Origin of the sequence: Paenibacillus pasadenensis (assembly GCF_023715725.1) — a bacterium.
Lineage (GTDB): Bacteria > Bacillota > Bacilli > Paenibacillales > Paenibacillaceae > Paenibacillus_O > Paenibacillus_O pasadenensis_A.
On sequence record NZ_JAMBOT010000002.1, the window covers coordinates 1 to 18,365 of the forward strand.

The following is an 18,365-nucleotide window of genomic DNA, read 5'->3' on the forward strand; positions in this document are numbered from 1 at the left end:
GTGCCGGGGGCCGCATACGGGCAGCTGAGCGACGCTGCCCGCTTGCGGCTGTGGCGGGAGCGGCTGACCGCCTCTCCCGCCAGCAACCGGATGGGCGTCCGCTTGCAGCCGGACGGCCCGCCGCTGGAGCTGCTTCGCCGTGCGGATATTTTATCGCACGGCGTGCTGCCTGGGGCGGTGCAGCTTCCGCCCGGCGGAGAGCCGGTCGTGCTTGGCGCAGGCGCTCAGACGACAGGCGGCTATCCTGTCATCCTGCATGTCATCTCAGCCGATTTGCCCCTGCTGGCGCAAATACGGCCCGGCGATTATGTGCAGTTTGCTCAGATGGAGCTGGAAGAGGCTCAGCGCCTGCTGCTGTTTCAGGAGCATGAGCTGAAGCTGCTTGAAACCGTGCTTCGGTTTAAACACTTAGAGTGAAGCAGAGAAAGTTCTGACATTCGCACCGCTGTCATCTCATATTTTATTAAAAGGAAACCATTTTAGCGGTCCGGAATTTAATTTGAACTTGAACTCAATCCGAACTTGAACTATTCCGAACTTGAACTCAATCCGAACTTGAACTTATTCCGAACTTGAATGTAATCCCGAATCCGGTTCAACCTCAGCGGTCTGGGGGTCTCATTCAATTCGCCTTGCTTCCACCTGCGGGTTCGTTTCCACAATACATATCGTATATTTTTTTAAAAAGGAGGGCTCCAATCATATGATTACAATGGATTTAAATGCAGACTTTGGCGAAGGCTACGGAGCATATTCCTTTGGAGCGGACGAGGCGCTGCTCGCCAGCATCACGAGCGCCAATATTGCCTGCGGCTGGCATGCGGGCGATCCGCGCACGATGCGGCAGTCTGTCGAGCGCTGTCTGGCGGCAGGCGTGTCGATTGGAGCCCATCCCGGCTATCCTGACCGGCAGGCTTCGGGCGAAGATCGTTGGGTTTAACGCCGGAGGAGGTTTATGAGGCGGTGCTGTATCAAACCGGCGCGCTGCTTGCTTTTGTAAAGGCTGCTGGAGGGGAGCTTCGCCATATTAAGCCGCATGGGGCGCTTTACCATCAATGCGGCAGCAGCTCGGAGCATGCTCTCGCTGTCGCCAGAGCGGCAGCCGACCTGGGCGGGCTGGCCGTTTACGGTCAGGCAGGCAGCCAGCTGCTCGCAGCTGCAGCCTCGACGGGTCTGCCTTTTGTCGCCGAAGGCTTTGCTGACCGCATCTATACTGCCGATGGCAGTCTTGCCGACCGCTCGTTGCCCGGTGCGGTGCTGCATGATCCGCAGGCTGCGCTAAGGCAGGCCAGATCGATCGCCCTGGAAAGCAGGGCGGAAACGATTGATGGAGGGACAGCAAGCGTGCGTGCAGGCACACTATGCCTTCATGGAGATGCCCCGGGTGCGGAGCTCGCGGCCTCAACAATTCGTGCTGGATTGGAGGAGGCAGGTGTGATCGTTGCAGCGCCGAAGTTTCTATGAGCCGCCAGCAGGATCTGGTATGGCTGTTCTCCTATGGAACGTTAAAGCCGGGCATGAGCAATTATAAATTCATTGCTGACTCCGTGCTGGATGCAGAGCCGGGAGCAGCATTAGGCCGGATGGTTGACGTAGCGGACGGGGAGTACCCGGCATTAATTCGCGGGCCAATCGGCGGTATTGATTCGGACCGCTATGTGCTTGGCTGGTGGCTGCTGATTACAGTGGATGCGCTGCGTGAAGCCGATCAGATCGAGGAATTTTTCGGAATGGAAGAAGAAAACTTTTACGAGCGGGTGTGGACGAAGGATCTCTTTAATCCAAACAGGGAAGGCTGGATTTACGTATGGCCGTCGGACCGAGGGCGTCCGACCATCGACAGCACGGTTTGGCTGCCTCGCTGACTTGCGTCAGCGAAAGCGGCCTTTTTGTTCGCTGATTCTGCGTTGCTGCTTCAGCCGATCAATCCCGGTTACTATTCAAAGCAATCTACTATTAACGCTGTTCTTCCCGGCTCTCCGCCGCTTCAAAAGCAATCAGCGTCACAGGAAAACCGGCCTCCTCGGTTAGCCTGTTCTCCAGCTTGCGAATCTGCTCCACAGCTTCCTGCATTCCAGAAAGATCAGCATAACGATAAGGGTCGAATAGTTCTGACATAAAATCACCTCCTGCAGCTAGAATGCGCCGCCTTTTAATCGTCTATTCGAAATGGAGACAAGCTGAGATCGCGTCTTGAAATGTTCACATTCCGGCTTGGTCCAACTGAAACGCATCAAGTAAAATAATAGAAAAGAAAGACATTAACCTGTGAAGGAAGTGCAAAAGCAAGCATGAGCGCTCTATGGAGGCCTATATATGTATTATTTTTCATTCTATTGCCAGCGGTCGGCACGGCTTCCGGCGCTGCTGCTAAAAATGGCAAAAGAGCCCTGCCGCTGCTGCTCGCGCTGATTGCCGCGCTGCCGCTGCTTTTGTCGGCGCCGGGCCAGCTGTCGGCTCATGCCGCCTTGCGGGGAGCTTCGCCTGAAGCCGGCTCCCGATTGGAGGCTTCACCGGCCGAGGTCAAGCTGACGTTTAACGAGCGCATTGAGAGCGCTGCCGCCAGGCTGGAGGTGCTGGACAAAAGCTCCTCCAAAGTAACGGATGACAAGCCGAAGCTGAGCGAAGATAAAAAGTCGATGGCGCTGAAGCTTCCTGCATTGGATAAAGGCGTGTATACGGTAAACTACCGGATTTTATCCGAGGACGGCCATACGGTAAAAGGTTCCCATACGTTTGAGGTGCTGAAGGCTTTGCCCACACCTTCACCAAAGCCGACGCCGGTTCCTTCACAAGCTCCGGCTAAACCCGAGGCTCCTGCGCTGGAATCCGCTTTACCGGCGGCTGGCGCGCGCCTTGACGCGCCTCCGGCCGAGGTCCGCCTGACGTTCAACAAAGAAATTAAGGATAACGGCAAGCTGGAAGTGCTTGACGCGGGCTCCTCCAAGGTGACCGATGCGGCAGCGGCAGCGGGCGGCGATAAACAATCGCTGACGCTGCAGCTGCCAGCACTGGGTAAGGGCGTTTATACCGTCAATTACAAGGTGGAAACCAAAGACGGAGAACCGTTGTCCGGTTCCCATGTGTTTGTTGTCGGCGAGCCTGCCGCAGCCCGGGATGCCTCCACCTACAATGTGCATGCCCAGCTTGGCCATTCCGGCCATGAGGACGAGGGGCTGACGACGGAGAGCCTGATTTTGTACGCTGTCCGTTTCCTTTATTATGCCGGCATGATGTTAGCTGCAGGCTGCGCCTTGTGGCAGGCTCTGTACCGCAGCAGCTGGAGCGGCGTGCCCCAGCTGCTGCGCGGCCGAATCGAGAAAATACCGCCGCAGGCATTAGTGCTCGTAACGCTGCTCTATGTGTTTGTCGAGAGCCAGCAGCTGATGCAGGGGCTGCCGCCGTCGGAGTGGCTGTCGCTGTTTACCGGCACATCTGTGGGCCAAGGTTATTTGGCGCTGCTGCTGCTGGCATTCGCTGGCCTCGCTCTCCCGCCCGGCAAAAGCTCCATCCATGCCGTATGGGCGCTGCTATTGCTTGCTGTGGAAGCCTGGAAGGGCCATTCCGCCGCCGCTTCGCCTCGCTGGGCCGCGGTTGCGCTGGACTACGTGCATCTGGCAGGAGCGGCGTTATGGGCCGGCGGACTGATGCTGCTGCTCATTTTCTGGTATGGAGAACGAAAAGAAGCAGGGAGATTTGCGGCCAGCTTCTCGCGCGCTGCATGGATCAGCATCGTTGTCCTGACGCTAAGCGGCATAGCTCTTACGCTTCTTTATGTGACAAGACTGGACTACTTGCTTTTAACGGCATGGGGCATACTGCTTCTCGTCAAGGCGGGACTGGTTATTTTGGTCGCCATAACGGCTTTTCTGCTGCGCCGCCGCATGAAGCGGTCGGGATTTCCGGGAGGAGCGCTGCTCAAGCTGGACGCAGCGTTGATGGCGTTAATTTTGGTCATAGTCGGAGTGTTTACCTACGTCAGTCCGCTGCCCGCCAACCAGCCGGTCGCATGGCATAAAATGGGCGCCGAAATGCATGTGTCCATCCGGATCTCGCCTAATGTGCCGGGCAGCAACGAATTTACGGTCCGGATCTGGATGTTCAAGTCGCTTGGCGATCCCAAGTCGGTGAAGCTGCGGCTCATCTCGGAGGATAAACCGGAGCTTGGAGCGATTGACGTTCCGGTGAAGCTGTTTACTGATGACGAAATCAGCACATTTGACGGTTATCTCAAAACGTCCTATCGCACAACCGGCACGTATTTGCCGTTTGCGGGACGCTGGACGGCGGAAGTGCGGACGGTTGACGAAAAGGGCAAGGAACGCGTGGAGCGGGTAAGCTTCCGCAATTACTGACGAAGCGGAGGAGAAGACATGAAGGCGATCTCAATTAAAAGACTGATTTTGTGGACGCCGACCTTTGTCACCGCCGCATGGGAGTATGCCAGACATACGTTCCTTCTTCCCTACGTGTCGATGGATACCGGCAATGTCATTAGCCCGCTGCTTGTATTTTTTGTAACGGCCACGCTGCTCTCCAAGCTGTTCCGCATGCATGACAATATGCAGGAGGAGCTGCGCAAGCAGCAGGCCGTCAAAGTCGCGATTCAGGAGCGGGACCAGCTCGCGAGAGAGCTGCATGACGGTATCTCCCAGTCGCTTTTCCTGCTGTCGGTTAAGCTGGACAGGCTTGACCGGGCGGGCTCGCCGGAGGAGGTCAGGCAGACGACCGAGCAGATACGGGGCACGGTGCGCCATGTGTATGATGATGTCAGGGAGTCGATTGCCAATTTGCGCTCGGCGCCGGAGGATTCCGATTTGCCCTGGCTGCAATCGCTGAAAAGCGCTGCGGCCGAGCTTCAAGACGCGGGCACTGAGGTGCGTATCGATTGGAAGCTGCCGGATGTGCTGCTGACAAGCCGGGAAAAAATCGAGCTGCTTGCGATTATCCGGGAGGCGCTGATGAACGTGCGCAAACATGCTTCCGCCACTTTTGTGCAAGTATCCTGTGAGCAGGAGGGCGGCGACGGCTTCCGCTGTATCGTTCAGGATAACGGCGGGGGAGCGCCGCCTGGCGCAGAGCTGGCCAAAGACCGCTACGGCGTGAAAATGATGAGCGACCGTGCTCGCGGCGCAGGCTGGACCTTTTTGTTCCGCAGCCCTGCGGAAGGAGAGGAGGGGACGGCGGTTGAGGTGAACCGGCCTTCCTCCCAGAACAGACGAGACAACGAAGCATAACGTCAGGACACATCGGCATCCAATAAGATAGATAGAGAAAGAGGAGGAGCAGCGATGGATGACAGACCGGCAGGTTTGAACAGGCTTCGTCAGACGATGAACGGAGAGATTGACGGTGGCGGAGGTTTGAGCGGCATGGACCGTTCAGGCTCCGAAAGCTCCGCAGCATCCCCGCGAGAGAGCGGTCAGCAGCAGATAAGCGAGAATGCAGAAGCCGGACCGGTGCGGGTTCTGCTTGTGGACGATCATCCCCATGGCCGCGAGGGCATGCGCATGATTTTGGGAGAGGACGCATTTTTTGAGGTGGCGGGCGAGGCGGCTGGCGGCGAGGAGGCGGTGCAGCTGGCGGAACGGCTGAAGCCGGATCTGGTTCTGATGGATATTCGTATGCCCGGCGTAGACGGGCTTGAAGCGACCTCCCGGATCAAATCGCTGTTCCCTTCCATTAAAATCGTCATGGTAACGGTATCGGATGATATCGCGGATTTATTCGAGGCAATCAAACGGGGCGCGCAGGGTTATTTGCTCAAAAATCTTTCGCCGTCCGCCTGGCTGGATTATTTGCGCGCGGTATCTCTCGATCAGGCGCCGATGAGCCGCGAGCTGGCCACGCGGATTCTGCATGAGTTCCTGCCAAGCGGTGCGGGAACGGCAGGGGCTCCGCCTGCCCGGACAAAAGCGCAGCCGCAAGGCCGGTCCGCATCACTCACCACTCCGCTTACCGAGCGGGAGAAGGAGATTCTGGAGCGGGTCGCGCACGGGGAGTCCAACCGCGAGGTCGCCCAAACGCTTGGCATATCGGAGCATACGGTCAAAAACCACCTCAAAAACATTTTGCAGAAGCTGCATTTGGACAACCGGGTGCAGCTCACGCGTTACGCGTACGAGCACGGACTGATGGAGTGGAAAAAATAGTAGGGCTGGGAATTATTCCAGTGCCCAATTGTATGATTTTTCACTCAAAGTACATTGGAGCAGTGCTGATTTTTGGATTTTGTACGATAAATCATTCAAATTGGCTGGGCATAGGCAACGAAAGCTGAATTTTGTATGTTTTATCACATAAAGTGATGAAAAGAGACGGCGATACACCGATTTTATAGGATAAATCGTACAAAAAAAGTAAAGCCTTCGTTCAAGTTGCAACATCGCCGCATCATGGATATAATGATGAAGATTATTCGCACTGCTATGATAGAGACTAGTACGCCGAGCCTGATCCGACAGGGAGGGAGCGCCGCCGATTGAGAGCGCGCCCGGGGCAGTCAGCCGGCCGAATTCACTCTGGAGCTTGAGTTTTGAACGCACCGTGTTTGGTGCTTGTAGAGACTTGCGGGCAGCCGTCCGTTATCCGGCTATAGAGCAGCCAGGCGCGTTTGCGCCGGGGGATGACAGTTTGAACGCGCCGTTTGCGGCAGTCCGGACAGCAATCATCGTTTCCCGAGGCTGGAATCAGGGTGGTACCACGGTCCTTTCGTCCCTAGCGGAGAGAGGGCCTTTTTTTGTTTTTCACCAAGCACAAGGAGGCATTTGCGATGAAGGAACGTTTGGAGGCGCTGCGCGCGGAAGCGCTGCAGGAGCTGCAAGGAGTCGCCGGTCCACAGGAGCTGGGCGAGCTTCGCGTCAAGTATTTGGGCAAAAAGGGTGCGCTCACCGAGATTTTGCGCGGCATGGGCGCACTGAGCGCAGAGGAGCGTCCGGTTATCGGTGAAGTTGCGAACAGCGTTCGCGGCGCGATTGAAGCTGTCATCGAGGAGAAAACCGCCGAATACCGCCGCGCCGAAACGGAGGAGCGCCTGCGCTCCGAGACGATCGACGTTACGCTGCCGGGCAGCGGCCTGCCGACCGGAGCGGTTCACCCGCTCAACAAGGTGGCGCAGGAGATCGAGGATATTTTTATCGGCATGGGTTATACGATTGCGGAAGGCCCGGAGGTTGAGACCGACTATTACAACTTTGAGGCGCTGAATCTGCCCAAAAACCATCCCGCGCGCGATATGCAGGATTCCTTCTATATTACGGATGAGATCCTCATGCGCACGCAGACGTCGCCCGTACAGATTCGCGCGATGAAAGCGATGAACGGCCAATCGCCGCTCAAAATCATTTGCCCCGGCAAGGTGTACCGCCGCGACGATGACGACGCGACGCACTCCTTCCAGTTCAATCAGGTGGAAGGGCTTGTCATCGGCAAGGGCATCCGCATGAGCGATCTGAAAGGAACGCTGCTGCAGTTCGTGCAGGAGATGTTCGGCAAACAGGCGCGCATCCGCCTTCGTCCGAGCTTTTTCCCGTTCACGGAGCCGAGCGCCGAGGTTGACGTAACCTGCGCGCAATGCGGAGGCAGCGGCTGCCGGATGTGCAAAGGAACCGGCTGGCTGGAAATTCTCGGCTGCGGCATGGTTCACCCGAAGGTTCTGGAAGCAGGCGGCTACGATCCAGAGGAAGTAACCGGTTTTGCTTTTGGCATGGGCATCGAGCGGATTGCTCTGCTCAAATACGGCATCGACGACATTCGCCATTTCTATACGAACGATCTGCGCTTCCTGAGCCAGTTCGCAAGAATGTAAGGAAAGAGAGGGTACTGGACGATGAAAATTTCAACGAGCTGGCTGGCGGACTATATCAGTCTGGAAGGGCTGACGCCGGAAGAGATCGCCGAAAAAATGACCTCCGGCGGCATCGAGATCGACTCCGTGGAGGCTGTCGATAAAGGTGTAACCGGCGTTGTCGTCGGATACGTGAAGGAGAAAACGAAACATCCCGACGCGGACAAGCTGAACGTGTGCAAAATCGATGTCGGCACCGGGGAAGAGCTGCAGATCGTCTGCGGCGCGGCAAACGTGGATGCAGGCCAGTATGTGCCGGTGGCAACAATCGGCGCGAAGCTGCCGGGCGACTTCGCCATCAAACGCGCGAAGCTGCGCGGCGTGGAATCCCAGGGCATGATCTGCTCCGCACTCGAGCTGGGCCTGAACGACAAGCTGCTGCCGAAGGAGCTGCAGGAGGGCATTCTCGTGCTGCCGAAGCTGCCGCTTGGCAAGCCGATTGGCGAGGTGCTGGATCTGAACACCTCCGTGCTTGAGCTTGACCTGACGCCGAACCGCTCCGACGCGCTCAGCTATATTGGCGTTGCCTATGAGCTGGCCGCTTTGACGGGCCATTCGGTAAAACTGCCGGACGGCAAAGTGTTTCACGCAGCGGAAAAAACATCCGATCATCTGTCGGTACGCATTGAAGCCCGCGAGGAATGCCCGCATTACAGCGCCCGTTTTATCAAGCATGTTCAGGTCGCTCCGTCGCCGCTTTGGCTGCAAAACCGCCTGATGGCGGCTGGCATCCGTCCGATCAACAACATCGTTGACGTGACGAACTATGTCATGCTGGAGTACGGGCAACCGCTGCATGCGTTTGACGCCGACCGTGTTGCGGACGGAGGAATTATCGTCCGTATGGCACGTGAAGGCGAAGAGCTGGAGACGCTTGATGGCCAGCAGCGCAAGCTGCAGCCGCATATGCTCGTCATTGCGGACAGCGAAAAGGCGATTGGTCTGGCAGGTGTCATGGGCGGAGCGAACTCCGAGGTGACTGCGGATACGGTCAATATCATTTTGGAATCGGCAAAGTTTGACGGCTCTGTCGTGCGCCGCACCTCCCGCCAGCTGGGGCTCCGCTCCGAGGCGAGCCTGCGTTTTGAAAAGGAAGTGGACCCGGCCCGCGTTATTCCGGCGCTTGACCGCGCTGCTGCGCTGATCGCAGAGCTTGGCCAAGGGCTCGTTACGGAAGGCATCGCCCAGGAGCTTATCCATGCGGCTCAGCCAGCTGTGATCGAGGTCAGTCTGGAGCGGATTGGACGTTACCTTGGCATTGAGCTTTCCAAGCTGGAAGTTCAGACGATTTTTGGCCGTCTAGGCTTCGACTCCGAAATCAGAGACGGAGGCCTGATTAAAGTTCAGGTGCCGACTCGCCGCAGCGATATTACGCGCGATGTGGACCTGATTGAAGAGGTTGCCCGTCTGTACGGTTACGACAACATTCCGACAACGCCGATCGTCGGCGAAACGACGCCGGGAGCGCTGACGGTACCGCAAGCGGTCCGCCGCGAGCTGCGCCGCCGATTGTCGGACGCCGGGCTGAACGAGGTAATCAGCTATTCGTTCACCGCCCCGGCCCGTACGAAGCTGTTCCCGGAGCTGTCGCAGGGCGCAGTGCCGATTCGTCTGGCAATGCCGATGAGCGAAGAGCGCAGCGTGCTCCGCACCTCGCTGCTGCCGCAGCTGCTGGAGACAGCCGCTTATAACCGCAACCGCAAAAATAATGATCTGGCTTTGTTCGAGATCGGAACCGTGTTCCATACCGATGAGGCGGAGCTGACCCGGCTGCCGCAGGAAAAGCATCGCTTTGCCGTGCTGCTCACCGGACTGCGCCGTTCAGCCGCGTGGAACCGCAAAGCGGAGAAGGTGGATTTTTATGACGCCAAGGGCGTGCTGGAAACCGTGTTTGACGTACTCGGCCTGACTGGGTCCGTTTCGTATGAGGCGGCTGCGCCTGGCGATCTTCATCCGGGACGCACCGCCGCAGTGAAACTCGCAGGCGAGCGTGGCGAGCAAATCGTCGGTTATGTCGGCCAGCTTCATCCGGAGCTGCAGCAGGAAAGCGGCCTCGACGACGTATATGTAGCCGAGCTGGACCTGGCTGCGCTGTACGACGCGGTTGACCGCGATATCGTGTACCGCCAGCTGCCGCGTTACCCGGCTTCGGACCGCGACATTGCGGTGACGGTTGATGAGGCCGTTCCGGCTGCCGCTCTGGCTGCTGCCGTACAGGCTGCCGCAGGCGAACTTCTGGAGTCGGTTCAGGTGTTTGACGTGTACACGGGCGAGAAGCTTGGAGCCGGCCGCAAAAGCGTTGCGCTGGCGCTTGTGTACCGCCATCCTGAGCGTACTTTGACCGATGAAGAGGTGACTTCGGCCCATGCTGCCGCAGTTGCCGCTTTGGAACAATCTTTCTCCGCTGAATTAAGGAAATAGGCAGGAAACGCAGGAAGCCGCATCGAAGTAGTCCCCAAGGGGCTGCGGATGCGGCTTTTCTGCTCTCATTTTCAGCATGCAAGCGTTTCTTTTAAGGAATGCGTGCTGCGGATGAGCGGTTTATGAATTCGTTACCGGCAGGCGATTGAAGCCTGGAGCGGCTTATAATCGTTCTAGTGATTGCTGGAAGCGATTTTAATATCATTTAACGGATTATGACCCGTATGAGGTGTTATTTCAGGGAATGAGTCCGTTTTGAGCAGCAAGGAGCCCGTTTTTTGGTCTTACCTCGTCCAGACGAGAGTTTACGCTTCGGAATAACCCTCTTTTCCTGCCTAAACGTGTTTCAAACCAGGGACAAAATGGGGATTAGTAAGGATTGTCCTAAATCGCGGTTGCCGTTAGGCTCATTCATGATGACAGAGCTGTTACACACGGCATGCGGTTAGGCTTTTCGGAGCTATTTTACTTAACGAATGCCCTGACTGGGCTATTGCATACAGGAGCGGCGGCAGCCGGCTTCAGGCAACAACCGCTCGAAGAAGCGCGGCGTTATCACGCAGCCGGACGCTTCTCCAACGAAGACTAGACAGCAAGAGAGCAGCTCAAACAACAACGGGAGGATACCGCCTTGAAGGAAGCCGATCGCTTGAGAGTTACGGTGGATATTTATGGACATCAATATAGACTGACAGGGCACTCCAGCACGGATTATATCCGCCGGGTGGCGGCTCTTGTCGATGAGAATATGCACAAGCTGGCTAAGGGTTTTCCTCGGCTGGACATGCCGAGGCTGGCGGTGCTTGCGGCCGTGCATATGGCGGAGGATGTGTTCCGCCTGAAGCAGGACAGCGAGCTGCTTAAAGAAGAGCAGAGCATCCGCAAAACGCTGATGAGCGAGCTGGAAAAAGCCCAGGAGGCTGCCGAAACGGCGCGCAAGGAGCTTTTTGAACGGGAGGAAGCGGCTCTGGAGGAGCTGCAGCGGCTTTCGGAGGAAAGAACTGCGGCCGAGGGCAGGCTGCGCGCAGAAGCCGAGGAAAGGCTGGCTGCGGTGCAGGACGCGGTCAAGGAAGAGGCGCAGCGGCTTGAGCGCGAAAGCGCAGAGGCTGTTGCAGCTTTGGAGAGCCGCTGGCAGGAAGAGCGCGAAAGGCTCATGACCGAGCACAGAGCGCAGAATGAGCAGCTTGAGCTCCGTCATGAGGCGGAGCGCAGCGATGCAGCTTTGCTGCTTGAGACGGAGCGCCAGGAGTGGGAGCGGCTTTACGAGGCGGAAGCCCGCGAGCGGGAAGCCAGCCATGCCTCTGCTTTTGAAGAAGCGAAAAGCAAATTTGAGGCCGAGCGGGATGCGGTGCGCGAGCAGCTGGAAACCGAGCGCCGCCGCCTTAGCGTGCAGCTGGAGGAGAGTCAGCGCGAGCTGCAGCAGCGTCTGGAAGAAGAGCGTGCGGAGTCCGGGCGGCTGTTCGATCAGCAGCGCGAGGAGCTTCAGGCTGCGCATGCGGCGGAGCTTTCCGCGCGCGAGGAAACGTACGTCCGCGAAATGCAGGAGCTGGAAGAGCGGCTAATGGCGCGCATAAGCGAGCTGCAGCTGCTTTACGACGGCGAGGCTGAGGCTCGCGAGCGCGAGCGCGCCGAGCTTGAGGAATTGTACGAGACGGAGTGCCGGGAGCGCGAGGAGGAGCGGACGCGTTTGGTGGAGCAGCAGAGCGCGGATTTGGATGCGCGCGAGGCTCTTTACCGCGAGCAGCTTGGCGAGCTGGAGGCGAAGCTGCTCGCCGAGCGCCGCAGCCGCGAGGAAGGGCAGGCGGCGCTGAGGCTGCAGCAGCGTGCGGAGCTGGAAGGCGCGCTGGCAGGACGCGAAGCGGAGCGCCAGGCGGAGCTTGAACGGCTGCGCGAGGCGCATGCGGCGGAGCTGGCCGAAGCCAATGCGGCTGCGGAGGCGGCGGCTGGAGCGCTGGAAGCGGAGCTTGCGGAGCTGCGCGAACGCCTTGCGGAAGCGGAGCGCGAGCGGGGGCAGCTGGAACAGCGGCTGCAGGAGCAGGCAGCGCTTGAGGCGGAGCTGCGCGCTGGCTCGGCAAGGGAGCGCGAAGCGGCTGCTGCCCTGCTGAGCGAGACGCAGCAGCAGTATGAAGCGAAGCTTGCCGAGGCGGCTGAGCGCCACGCGGCGGAGCTCAACGATACGCGCGAGCTTGGCGAGCTGGAGCTGGCTGAGGCAGCCGGCCGTCATGAAGCTGAGCTCAGCGAGCTGCGGCGCAGCCATGAAGCGAAGCTTGCCGAGGCGGCTGAGCGCCATGCGGCTCAGCTGGCTGAAGCGCGCGAGATGGGCAAGCTGGAACAGTCAGAGGCAAACGGGCGCCATGAGGCGGAGCTGAATGAGCTGCGTCAAAGCCATGAAGCGGAATTGGCCGAGGCTGCTCAGCGTCATGCCGAGCAGCTTAAGGAATCGCGCGAGCTTGGCGAACTGGAGCTTGCAGAGGCTAAAAGCCGCCATACAGCGGAGCTGGATGAACTGCGCCGCCGTTACGAAACTCAGCTGGAATCGGCTGCCGCCGAGGCTGCAAAGGCAGCGGAACTTGCCGAGCAGACGGAGCTGCGCCATGCAGCACGCCTGGAGGAAACACGCGAGCTTAGCGAGCTTGAGCTTGCGGAAGCAGCCGACCGCCATGCGGCAGAGCTGGAAGAGCAGCGCCGCCGTTATGAAGCGCAGCTGGAATCGGCGGCGGCTGAAGCTGCAATGGCGGCGGAACTCGCCGAGCAGGCGGAGCAGCGCCGAACGGCGCAGCTTAAGGATGCGCGGGAGCAAGCGGAGCAGGTCCGCAGCGAGGCTCAGACTGCGCGCGAGGCTGCGGAGCGCCTGCTTCAGGAACGCGCCGATGAGCTTGATGCAGCGAACCAGCTGCTTCAGGAAGAGCTGGAGCTCCGCGAAAAGACGGAGCTTAGGCTTGCTGCTGAGCTGACGAAGCGCGAGCAGGCAGAGGAGCGTAGTGCCGAAGCCGCTGCCAGAGCCGAGGCTGCGGAGCGCGAAGGAGCGGAAGCGAACCGGCAGCTGGAGCTGGCTGCGCAGCAGCAGGCGGAGCTTGCCGAGCGGGCAGCCGCGCTGGAGGCGGAGCTGGAGCGTTTGCGCGCAAGCTCAACAGCCGAGCGCGAAGCGGCTGCGTCAGAGCTGCGCGAGGCGTTGGAGCGCGCTTCGCTGGAAATAACGCATGCGCGCGAAAGTGCTGAAGCTGCGGCCGCTGAGCGGGAGCAGGCTGCGGAAGCGCTGCTGCGTGAAGCGGAAGAAGCGGCGAGCAGACAGTCGGCCAAGCTGCAAGCCGAGGCGGAGGAACAGGCCGAGCGTATGCGCCGCGCAGCTGCCGAAGAGCTGGAGCTTGCTCAGCTGGAGGCGCTGGAGGTTCAAGAACGGCTAACCGCCGAGCATGCGCAGGAGCTGGAGCGTCTGCAGGCGCAGTCTGGACGCGAGCAGTCTGACGCAATTGCAAGGCTTGAGCAGCTCGAATCGGCTGCGGCAGCCGCAGCGGAACGCGCTGAGCAAGCGGAACAGCAGCTGCGCGACCGTGAGCGGGAATGGACCGGACAAGCCGCTGACGCGAAGTCAGACGCATTGGCAGAGAAGGATCGTTTGACGGCAAGTTGGGAGGAGGAACGCTCCAGTCTGAAACGTGAACTGGAAGCGGTTCGCAAATCCCAGTCGGATGCCCGTGAGGAATGGTCGAAGCGAATTGGAGAAGCAGAGGAGCATCTGCTGTTTGTTATGGAGCAGGAAGAGGCTCGCGGACGGCTCCTGGAGGAATCTCAGCGCATGCTGCGCGGCTCTCAGGAAGAGCTTGAGCTGTCGCGGCGCCGCTCGGCTGAGCTTGAGGAGCAGCTGCGTGAAGCTGCGGAACGGTTCCAGGGCACCGAGTCCTCCCGGCTGCAAACGATCGGGGAGCTGCAGCAGCAGCTGTCCGAAGCTAAATCAAGGCAAGAGCAGCTGGAGCGCCGCTCGGCGGAGACGATGGGCCAGGCAGAGGCCATCCGCGAGCAGGCTGAGCGCGAATGGCAGCAGCGCCTTGACGCCTTGAGGCTTGAGCGTGACCGCCTGGAGCAGCTTGCCGGGGAACGCGGCGAGCAGTTGGATCAGCTGTCGCGTGAGGAGAGCGAACGGGCGGAGGCCGAGTCGGAGCTGACTCGCCAGCTGCAGCTCGCGCTTCAGGAGTCGGCAGCCTCTGAATCGGCTGTAGAACGGCTGGAGGATGCGCTTCGCACGCTGGAGGAAGAACGTTCCGGCAACAGAGATGATCTGACTCTGCTGCAGCAGGATCACGAGCGGCTTCATGGCTCTTACGAGACGCTGAAGTCGGAATTTGACAAGCTGCGTACGGAATATTCCAAGCTCCAGACCGAGTACAACGAATGGATCGAGCTGATCGAGCAGAGCTGACCGATTCTTTCAACCTGATGCAAAAAGCCTTCCGATTTCCGTTTGTACAAGCGGATAATCGGAAGGCTTTTTATGGTTTGGCCGTCTTAGACAACTTTCAAAACAGCTTTCATGCGTTCATGGCCATTGCCGCAAGGAATGCTGCATTCGATTTGGTATTCTCCGGCCATACTGAAGGAGTAAACCTTCTCGTCGCCCGGCTTCATTTGAACGGAAGTGTTGCTTACACGAATCCCGTGAATACCGTCGCTTTCGAGCTTAATGCGCAGAGCGTCGCCTTTTTTGACCGTGTATTCCTTCTTGTCGAACTTAAAGTTGGTCGCCTTGATGACAACCTCCTGGGTTGGCGCAGCTGTAGTTTCCACTGCAGCGGAAGGTCCTTCGGATGCCGGTGTTGCGGCGCTCCCGCAGGCTGCGGTCAACAATAGGGCAAGCGAGCCAAAAGCTATCAGAGGCAGTCTCCGGAAATAGTTGCGATTCATAATAGTAACTCCTTTCAAATTGGGGTAAAAGCCGCTGTTGAATCGGCCGATATTGCTCTTCTTTGCTTCATCATACCGAATTTGCCAGCTTGCTGAAATGGACAAGCCAACTAAAGCGATGAACAAATGATGACAATCGACTGCAGCCCTTTAACCGTCGCCACCTTTCGCCACTCGGCCCGTCCCGGCGAAAATAAGGGAGCGAAACGCCTTTAGGAAAGGCCCATCGGCCTTTCTCTATGTAAGCCTCGGAAGCCGCCGCTGCTGCGGCTAAGCTCCGGGCCAGCCTTTTTAATGGGCTTCTTTACTGCGGCCTGCATCAAAAGGCGTTGGAATAAACAGGTCGATAATTCCAATAACCAAAGCGGCCAATATAGCGCCGAGCCAAGTGACTGCTACTCCGCTGACAATGAATTGAGCGACATAAATGACGATTACGCTGGCAATAAATCCGACGATGCCACGGCCGAATGGCGTGACCCTTTTGCCAAAAATCGCCTCCACGACCCAGCCGAGCAAAGCGATGACAAGGGCAAGAATCAGAGCGCTCCAAAAGCCGCCAACCGAGAACTGGGGAACGATAAAGCCAACAAGCATCAAAACGATCGCCGATACAACGAAGCGAACGACATGTCCAAGAAAGCTCATGCGATTTCCCTCCTCTAAAAGATGTAGTGCCGCACAGCGAAGCATGCACGGCCTGCTGCCACGGGTATAGTGTGGTTGTTTCCGGTCGAAATCATGTATGGCTGAACTCGCCCCGTGCGCACGCTTGGCGCATCCGTTATAATGGCCTAGAGAGGAGCTGTGGAACGTTCGTGGACAGCAAAATTTTACACACACTTGAATACGCTAAAATTATTTATAAATTGAGCCAGCATGCGGCCACTCCGATGGGACTGCAGCTGGCGGAAAATCTGGAGCCGGATTCGCAGCTTGAAGATGTCGTGCGCTCGCTGCAAACTACCGCAGAAGCCGCGAACGCGTTCCGGCTCAAAGGAAACGCTCCGTTTCGCGGCGTCGCCGATATTCGCGCTCATCTCAAACGCGCGCTGATCGGCGGTACGCTGAACCCAGGCGAGCTTTTGGAAATCGCGCTGACCGCTAGAGGCGCGCGGCGAGTGCGCAATCATGTGCTTCATCTGCACGAGGATGAACCGATGCCGCTGCTTGCCCATCTCGCGGAAAGCATGTATCCAAGACGCGAGCTGGAGGAGGAAATTCTCGCCTGCATTGACGAAACGGCAGAGGTGCTCGACAGCGCCAGCCCCGAGCTTGCCCGCATCCGCCGCGAGCTAAGGCAAGGTGAAGGCAAAGTTCGCGAGAAGCTGGAAACGATGCTTCGCTCCTCTTCGGTGCAAAAGATGCTGCAGGACAGTCTCATTACGCTGCGCGGCGACCGTTATGTCATTCCGGTTAAGCAGGAATATCGCAGCCATTTTGGCGGCATTGTGCATGACCAGTCCAATTCCGGCGCTACGCTGTTCATTGAGCCAGAAGCCGTCGTAGCGATGAACAATAAACTTCGCGAAACAAAAGCGGCCGAAGCACGCGAGATCGAGCGCATTTTGCAGAAGCTGACGGCGCAAGCGGCAAAAGCTGCGGAAGATTTGGCGATCAATCATGATTACTTGGCGCAGCTCGATTTTGCATTTGCGAAAGCTCAGCTTGCACATGAGATGAAAGCGGAGCAGCCGCGCATGAATGATGACGGCCGCATTGTGCTGAAGCGCGGTTTTCATCCGCTGCTGGAACGGGGAAAAGCAGTGCCCCTTCATTTGGAGCTCGGTCAAACACATACCGGCATTATCGTGACAGGTCCCAACACAGGAGGCAAAACAGTCGCTCTCAAAACGGTCGGCCTGCTGAGCCTGATGGCGATGTCCGGTTTGTTCGTACCGGCTGACGATGGCACGGAGCTATGCGTATTTGATGCAATTTACGCGGATATCGGGGACGAGCAGAGCATTGAGCAAAGTCTCAGCACGTTTTCGAGCCATATGACGAACATTATTCGCATCTTGTCCAAAATGACGCCGCGCAGCCTTATTCTGCTTGATGAGCTTGGCGCCGGTACGGATCCTGCCGAAGGCTCGGCGCTCGCGATATCGATTCTGGATCATATCCATCGCATGGGCTGCCGCCTGCTGGCAACGACTCACTACAGCGAACTGAAGGCTTATGCTTACAACCGCAGCGGTCTGATTAATGCCAGCATGGAATTTGACGTCGCAACACTGAGCCCGACGTACCGGCTGCTGGTCGGCGTTCCAGGACGAAGCAATGCTTTTGCAATAGCGGAGCGGCTCGGACTGGACAAGGCCATTATCCAGCAGGCGCGCGGTGAAGTGAGCGAGGACGATCTGCGGGTCGAAAATATGATTCAGTCGCTGGAACGCGACCGGCAAAGCGCGGAGCAGGAGCGCGAAGGAGCAGAGCAGCTGCGCCGAGAGCTTGAGGAGGAGCGCAGTCTCTACGAAGAGGAATTGCGCCGCTTCGAGGAACAGCGTGAGCGGCTGCTTGCCAAAGCCCAGGAAGAAGCGCGCCAAGCCGTTCAGAAGGCGCGTCGCGAAGCCGACGAGATCATTCAGGAGCTTAGACAGCTGCAGCGCGAGGAAGGTGCGGCGGTCAAGGACCATAAGCTGACCGAAGCCCGTAAAAGGCTGGAAGAAGCCGCTCCGCAGCTGGTACGCGGCAGCAAGCCTTCCCGTGCCGCTGCATCCGAGCGTGCTATCGAGTCGGGAGACGAGGTTAAGGTGCACAGTCTGAATCAGCGCGGCCATGTTGTTGAGCTGTCAGGCTCCGAGGCGACTGTTCAGCTTGGCATTATGAAGATGAAAGTGAAGCTGACCGATTTGGAGCTCATCAAGCAAGCGCCAGCGCCAAAAACGCCAGCTCCTAAAGCGGCTGCAGCGACTCTGAAACGTACGCGCGACGACAACGTAAAGATGGAATTGGATCTTCGCGGCTCCAATCTGGATGAATCCATCATTGAGGTGGATCGATTCCTGGATGAATCATTCCTTTCCGGGATGGGACAGGTGTATATCATCCATGGCAAGGGCACCGGCGTTCTGCGCGCCGGCATTCAGGATTTTCTCCGCCGCCACAAACATGTCAAAAGTTATCGCCTGGGCAATTACGGCGAAGGCGGTGCGGGAGTGACGGTCGCGGAGCTCAAGTAATTCCCGAAAGAAGG

At 58.2% G+C, this 18,365-nt stretch carries 11 protein-coding genes and 2 pseudogenes; 10 read left to right on the forward strand and 3 right to left on the reverse strand.

The genetic code is table 11. From position 1 onward, the window contains the following. The 3 genes and pseudogenes from M3223_RS05425 to M3223_RS05435 form a co-directional block, all read left to right on the forward strand. Positions 1 to 417, forward strand: a pseudogene (locus tag M3223_RS05425) (biotin-dependent carboxyltransferase family protein); the annotation flags it as partial. A 295-nt stretch (positions 418 to 712) separates the two neighbouring features. Next, positions 713 to 1,464, forward strand: a pseudogene (locus M3223_RS05430) (LamB/YcsF family protein). Then, positions 1,461 to 1,865, forward strand: coding sequence for a gamma-glutamylcyclotransferase family protein (locus M3223_RS05435; RefSeq protein WP_251559847.1), 405 nt, complete (start codon positions 1,461 to 1,463; stop codon positions 1,863 to 1,865). The pseudogene M3223_RS05430 and the gene M3223_RS05435 overlap by 4 nt, the downstream one beginning before the upstream one ends. Before the next feature lie 91 nt (positions 1,866 to 1,956). Here M3223_RS05435 and M3223_RS05440 read toward each other — a convergent pair whose 3' ends face one another. Then, on the reverse strand, positions 1,957 to 2,118 hold the full coding sequence (locus tag M3223_RS05440; RefSeq protein WP_251559849.1) for a hypothetical protein: 162 nt from the start codon (positions 2,116 to 2,118) through the stop codon (positions 1,957 to 1,959). A 173-nt stretch (positions 2,119 to 2,291) separates the two neighbouring features. Between M3223_RS05440 and M3223_RS05445 the strand changes: the two genes are divergently transcribed. The 6 genes from M3223_RS05445 (at position 2,292) to zapA (ending at position 14,684) form a co-directional block, all read left to right on the forward strand. Then, positions 2,292 to 4,355, forward strand: coding sequence for a copper resistance CopC/CopD family protein (locus M3223_RS05445; protein WP_251559851.1), 2,064 nt, complete (start codon positions 2,292 to 2,294; stop codon positions 4,353 to 4,355). Positions 4,356 to 4,373: 18 nt separating this feature from the next. Beyond that, on the forward strand, positions 4,374 to 5,237 hold the full coding sequence (locus M3223_RS05450; protein ID WP_251559853.1) for a sensor histidine kinase: 864 nt from the start codon (positions 4,374 to 4,376) through the stop codon (positions 5,235 to 5,237). Positions 5,238 to 5,504: 267 nt separating this feature from the next. Continuing rightward, positions 5,505 to 6,152, forward strand: coding sequence for a response regulator transcription factor (locus M3223_RS05455; RefSeq protein ID WP_251560983.1), 648 nt, complete (start codon positions 5,505 to 5,507; stop codon positions 6,150 to 6,152). 620 nt (positions 6,153 to 6,772) lie between these two features. Further along, positions 6,773 to 7,807: a phenylalanine--tRNA ligase subunit alpha gene (gene pheS, locus M3223_RS05460; protein WP_251559855.1), complete on the forward strand. Its 1,035-nt coding sequence runs from the start codon at positions 6,773 to 6,775 to the stop codon at positions 7,805 to 7,807. A 21-nt stretch (positions 7,808 to 7,828) separates the two neighbouring features. Next, positions 7,829 to 10,267, forward strand: coding sequence for a phenylalanine--tRNA ligase subunit beta (gene pheT, locus M3223_RS05465; RefSeq protein WP_251559858.1), 2,439 nt, complete (start codon positions 7,829 to 7,831; stop codon positions 10,265 to 10,267). Between the two features lie 631 nt (positions 10,268 to 10,898). Next, entirely contained in the window at positions 10,899 to 14,684 is a 3,786-nt protein-coding gene (zapA, locus tag M3223_RS05470) for a cell division protein ZapA (protein ID WP_251559860.1), read from the forward strand. A gap of 86 nt (positions 14,685 to 14,770) precedes the next feature. Here zapA and M3223_RS05475 read toward each other — a convergent pair whose 3' ends face one another. Further along, positions 14,771 to 15,166, reverse strand: coding sequence for a cytochrome C oxidase subunit II (locus tag M3223_RS05475; RefSeq protein ID WP_251559862.1), 396 nt, complete (start codon positions 15,164 to 15,166; stop codon positions 14,771 to 14,773). 291 nt (positions 15,167 to 15,457) lie between these two features. After that, on the reverse strand, positions 15,458 to 15,814 hold the full coding sequence (locus tag M3223_RS05480; protein WP_251559865.1) for a phage holin family protein: 357 nt from the start codon (positions 15,812 to 15,814) through the stop codon (positions 15,458 to 15,460). A gap of 170 nt (positions 15,815 to 15,984) precedes the next feature. On the opposite strand from M3223_RS05480, the gene M3223_RS05485 reads away from it, so the two are divergent. Beyond that, positions 15,985 to 18,351, forward strand: a complete 2,367-nt coding sequence (locus M3223_RS05485) for an endonuclease MutS2 (protein ID WP_251559866.1) — start codon at positions 15,985 to 15,987, stop codon at positions 18,349 to 18,351. Positions 18,352 to 18,365 lie beyond the last annotated feature (14 nt).

Coding starts and splice junctions, on each gene's coding strand:
- M3223_RS05435 (WP_251559847.1), top strand. CDS start 1,461: ATGAGCCGCCAGCAGGATCTGGTATGGCTGTTCTCCTATGGAACGTTA.
- M3223_RS05440 (WP_251559849.1), bottom strand. CDS start 2,118: ATGTCAGAACTATTCGACCCTTATCGTTATGCTGATCTTTCTGGAATG.
- M3223_RS05445 (WP_251559851.1), top strand. CDS start 2,292: ATGAGCGCTCTATGGAGGCCTATATATGTATTATTTTTCATTCTATTG.
- M3223_RS05450 (WP_251559853.1), top strand. CDS start 4,374: ATGAAGGCGATCTCAATTAAAAGACTGATTTTGTGGACGCCGACCTTT.
- M3223_RS05455 (WP_251560983.1), top strand. CDS start 5,505: ATGCGCATGATTTTGGGAGAGGACGCATTTTTTGAGGTGGCGGGCGAG.
- pheS (WP_251559855.1), top strand. CDS start 6,773: ATGAAGGAACGTTTGGAGGCGCTGCGCGCGGAAGCGCTGCAGGAGCTG.
- pheT (WP_251559858.1), top strand. CDS start 7,829: ATGAAAATTTCAACGAGCTGGCTGGCGGACTATATCAGTCTGGAAGGG.
- M3223_RS05475 (WP_251559862.1), bottom strand. CDS start 15,166: ATGAATCGCAACTATTTCCGGAGACTGCCTCTGATAGCTTTTGGCTCG.
- M3223_RS05480 (WP_251559865.1), bottom strand. CDS start 15,814: ATGAGCTTTCTTGGACATGTCGTTCGCTTCGTTGTATCGGCGATCGTT.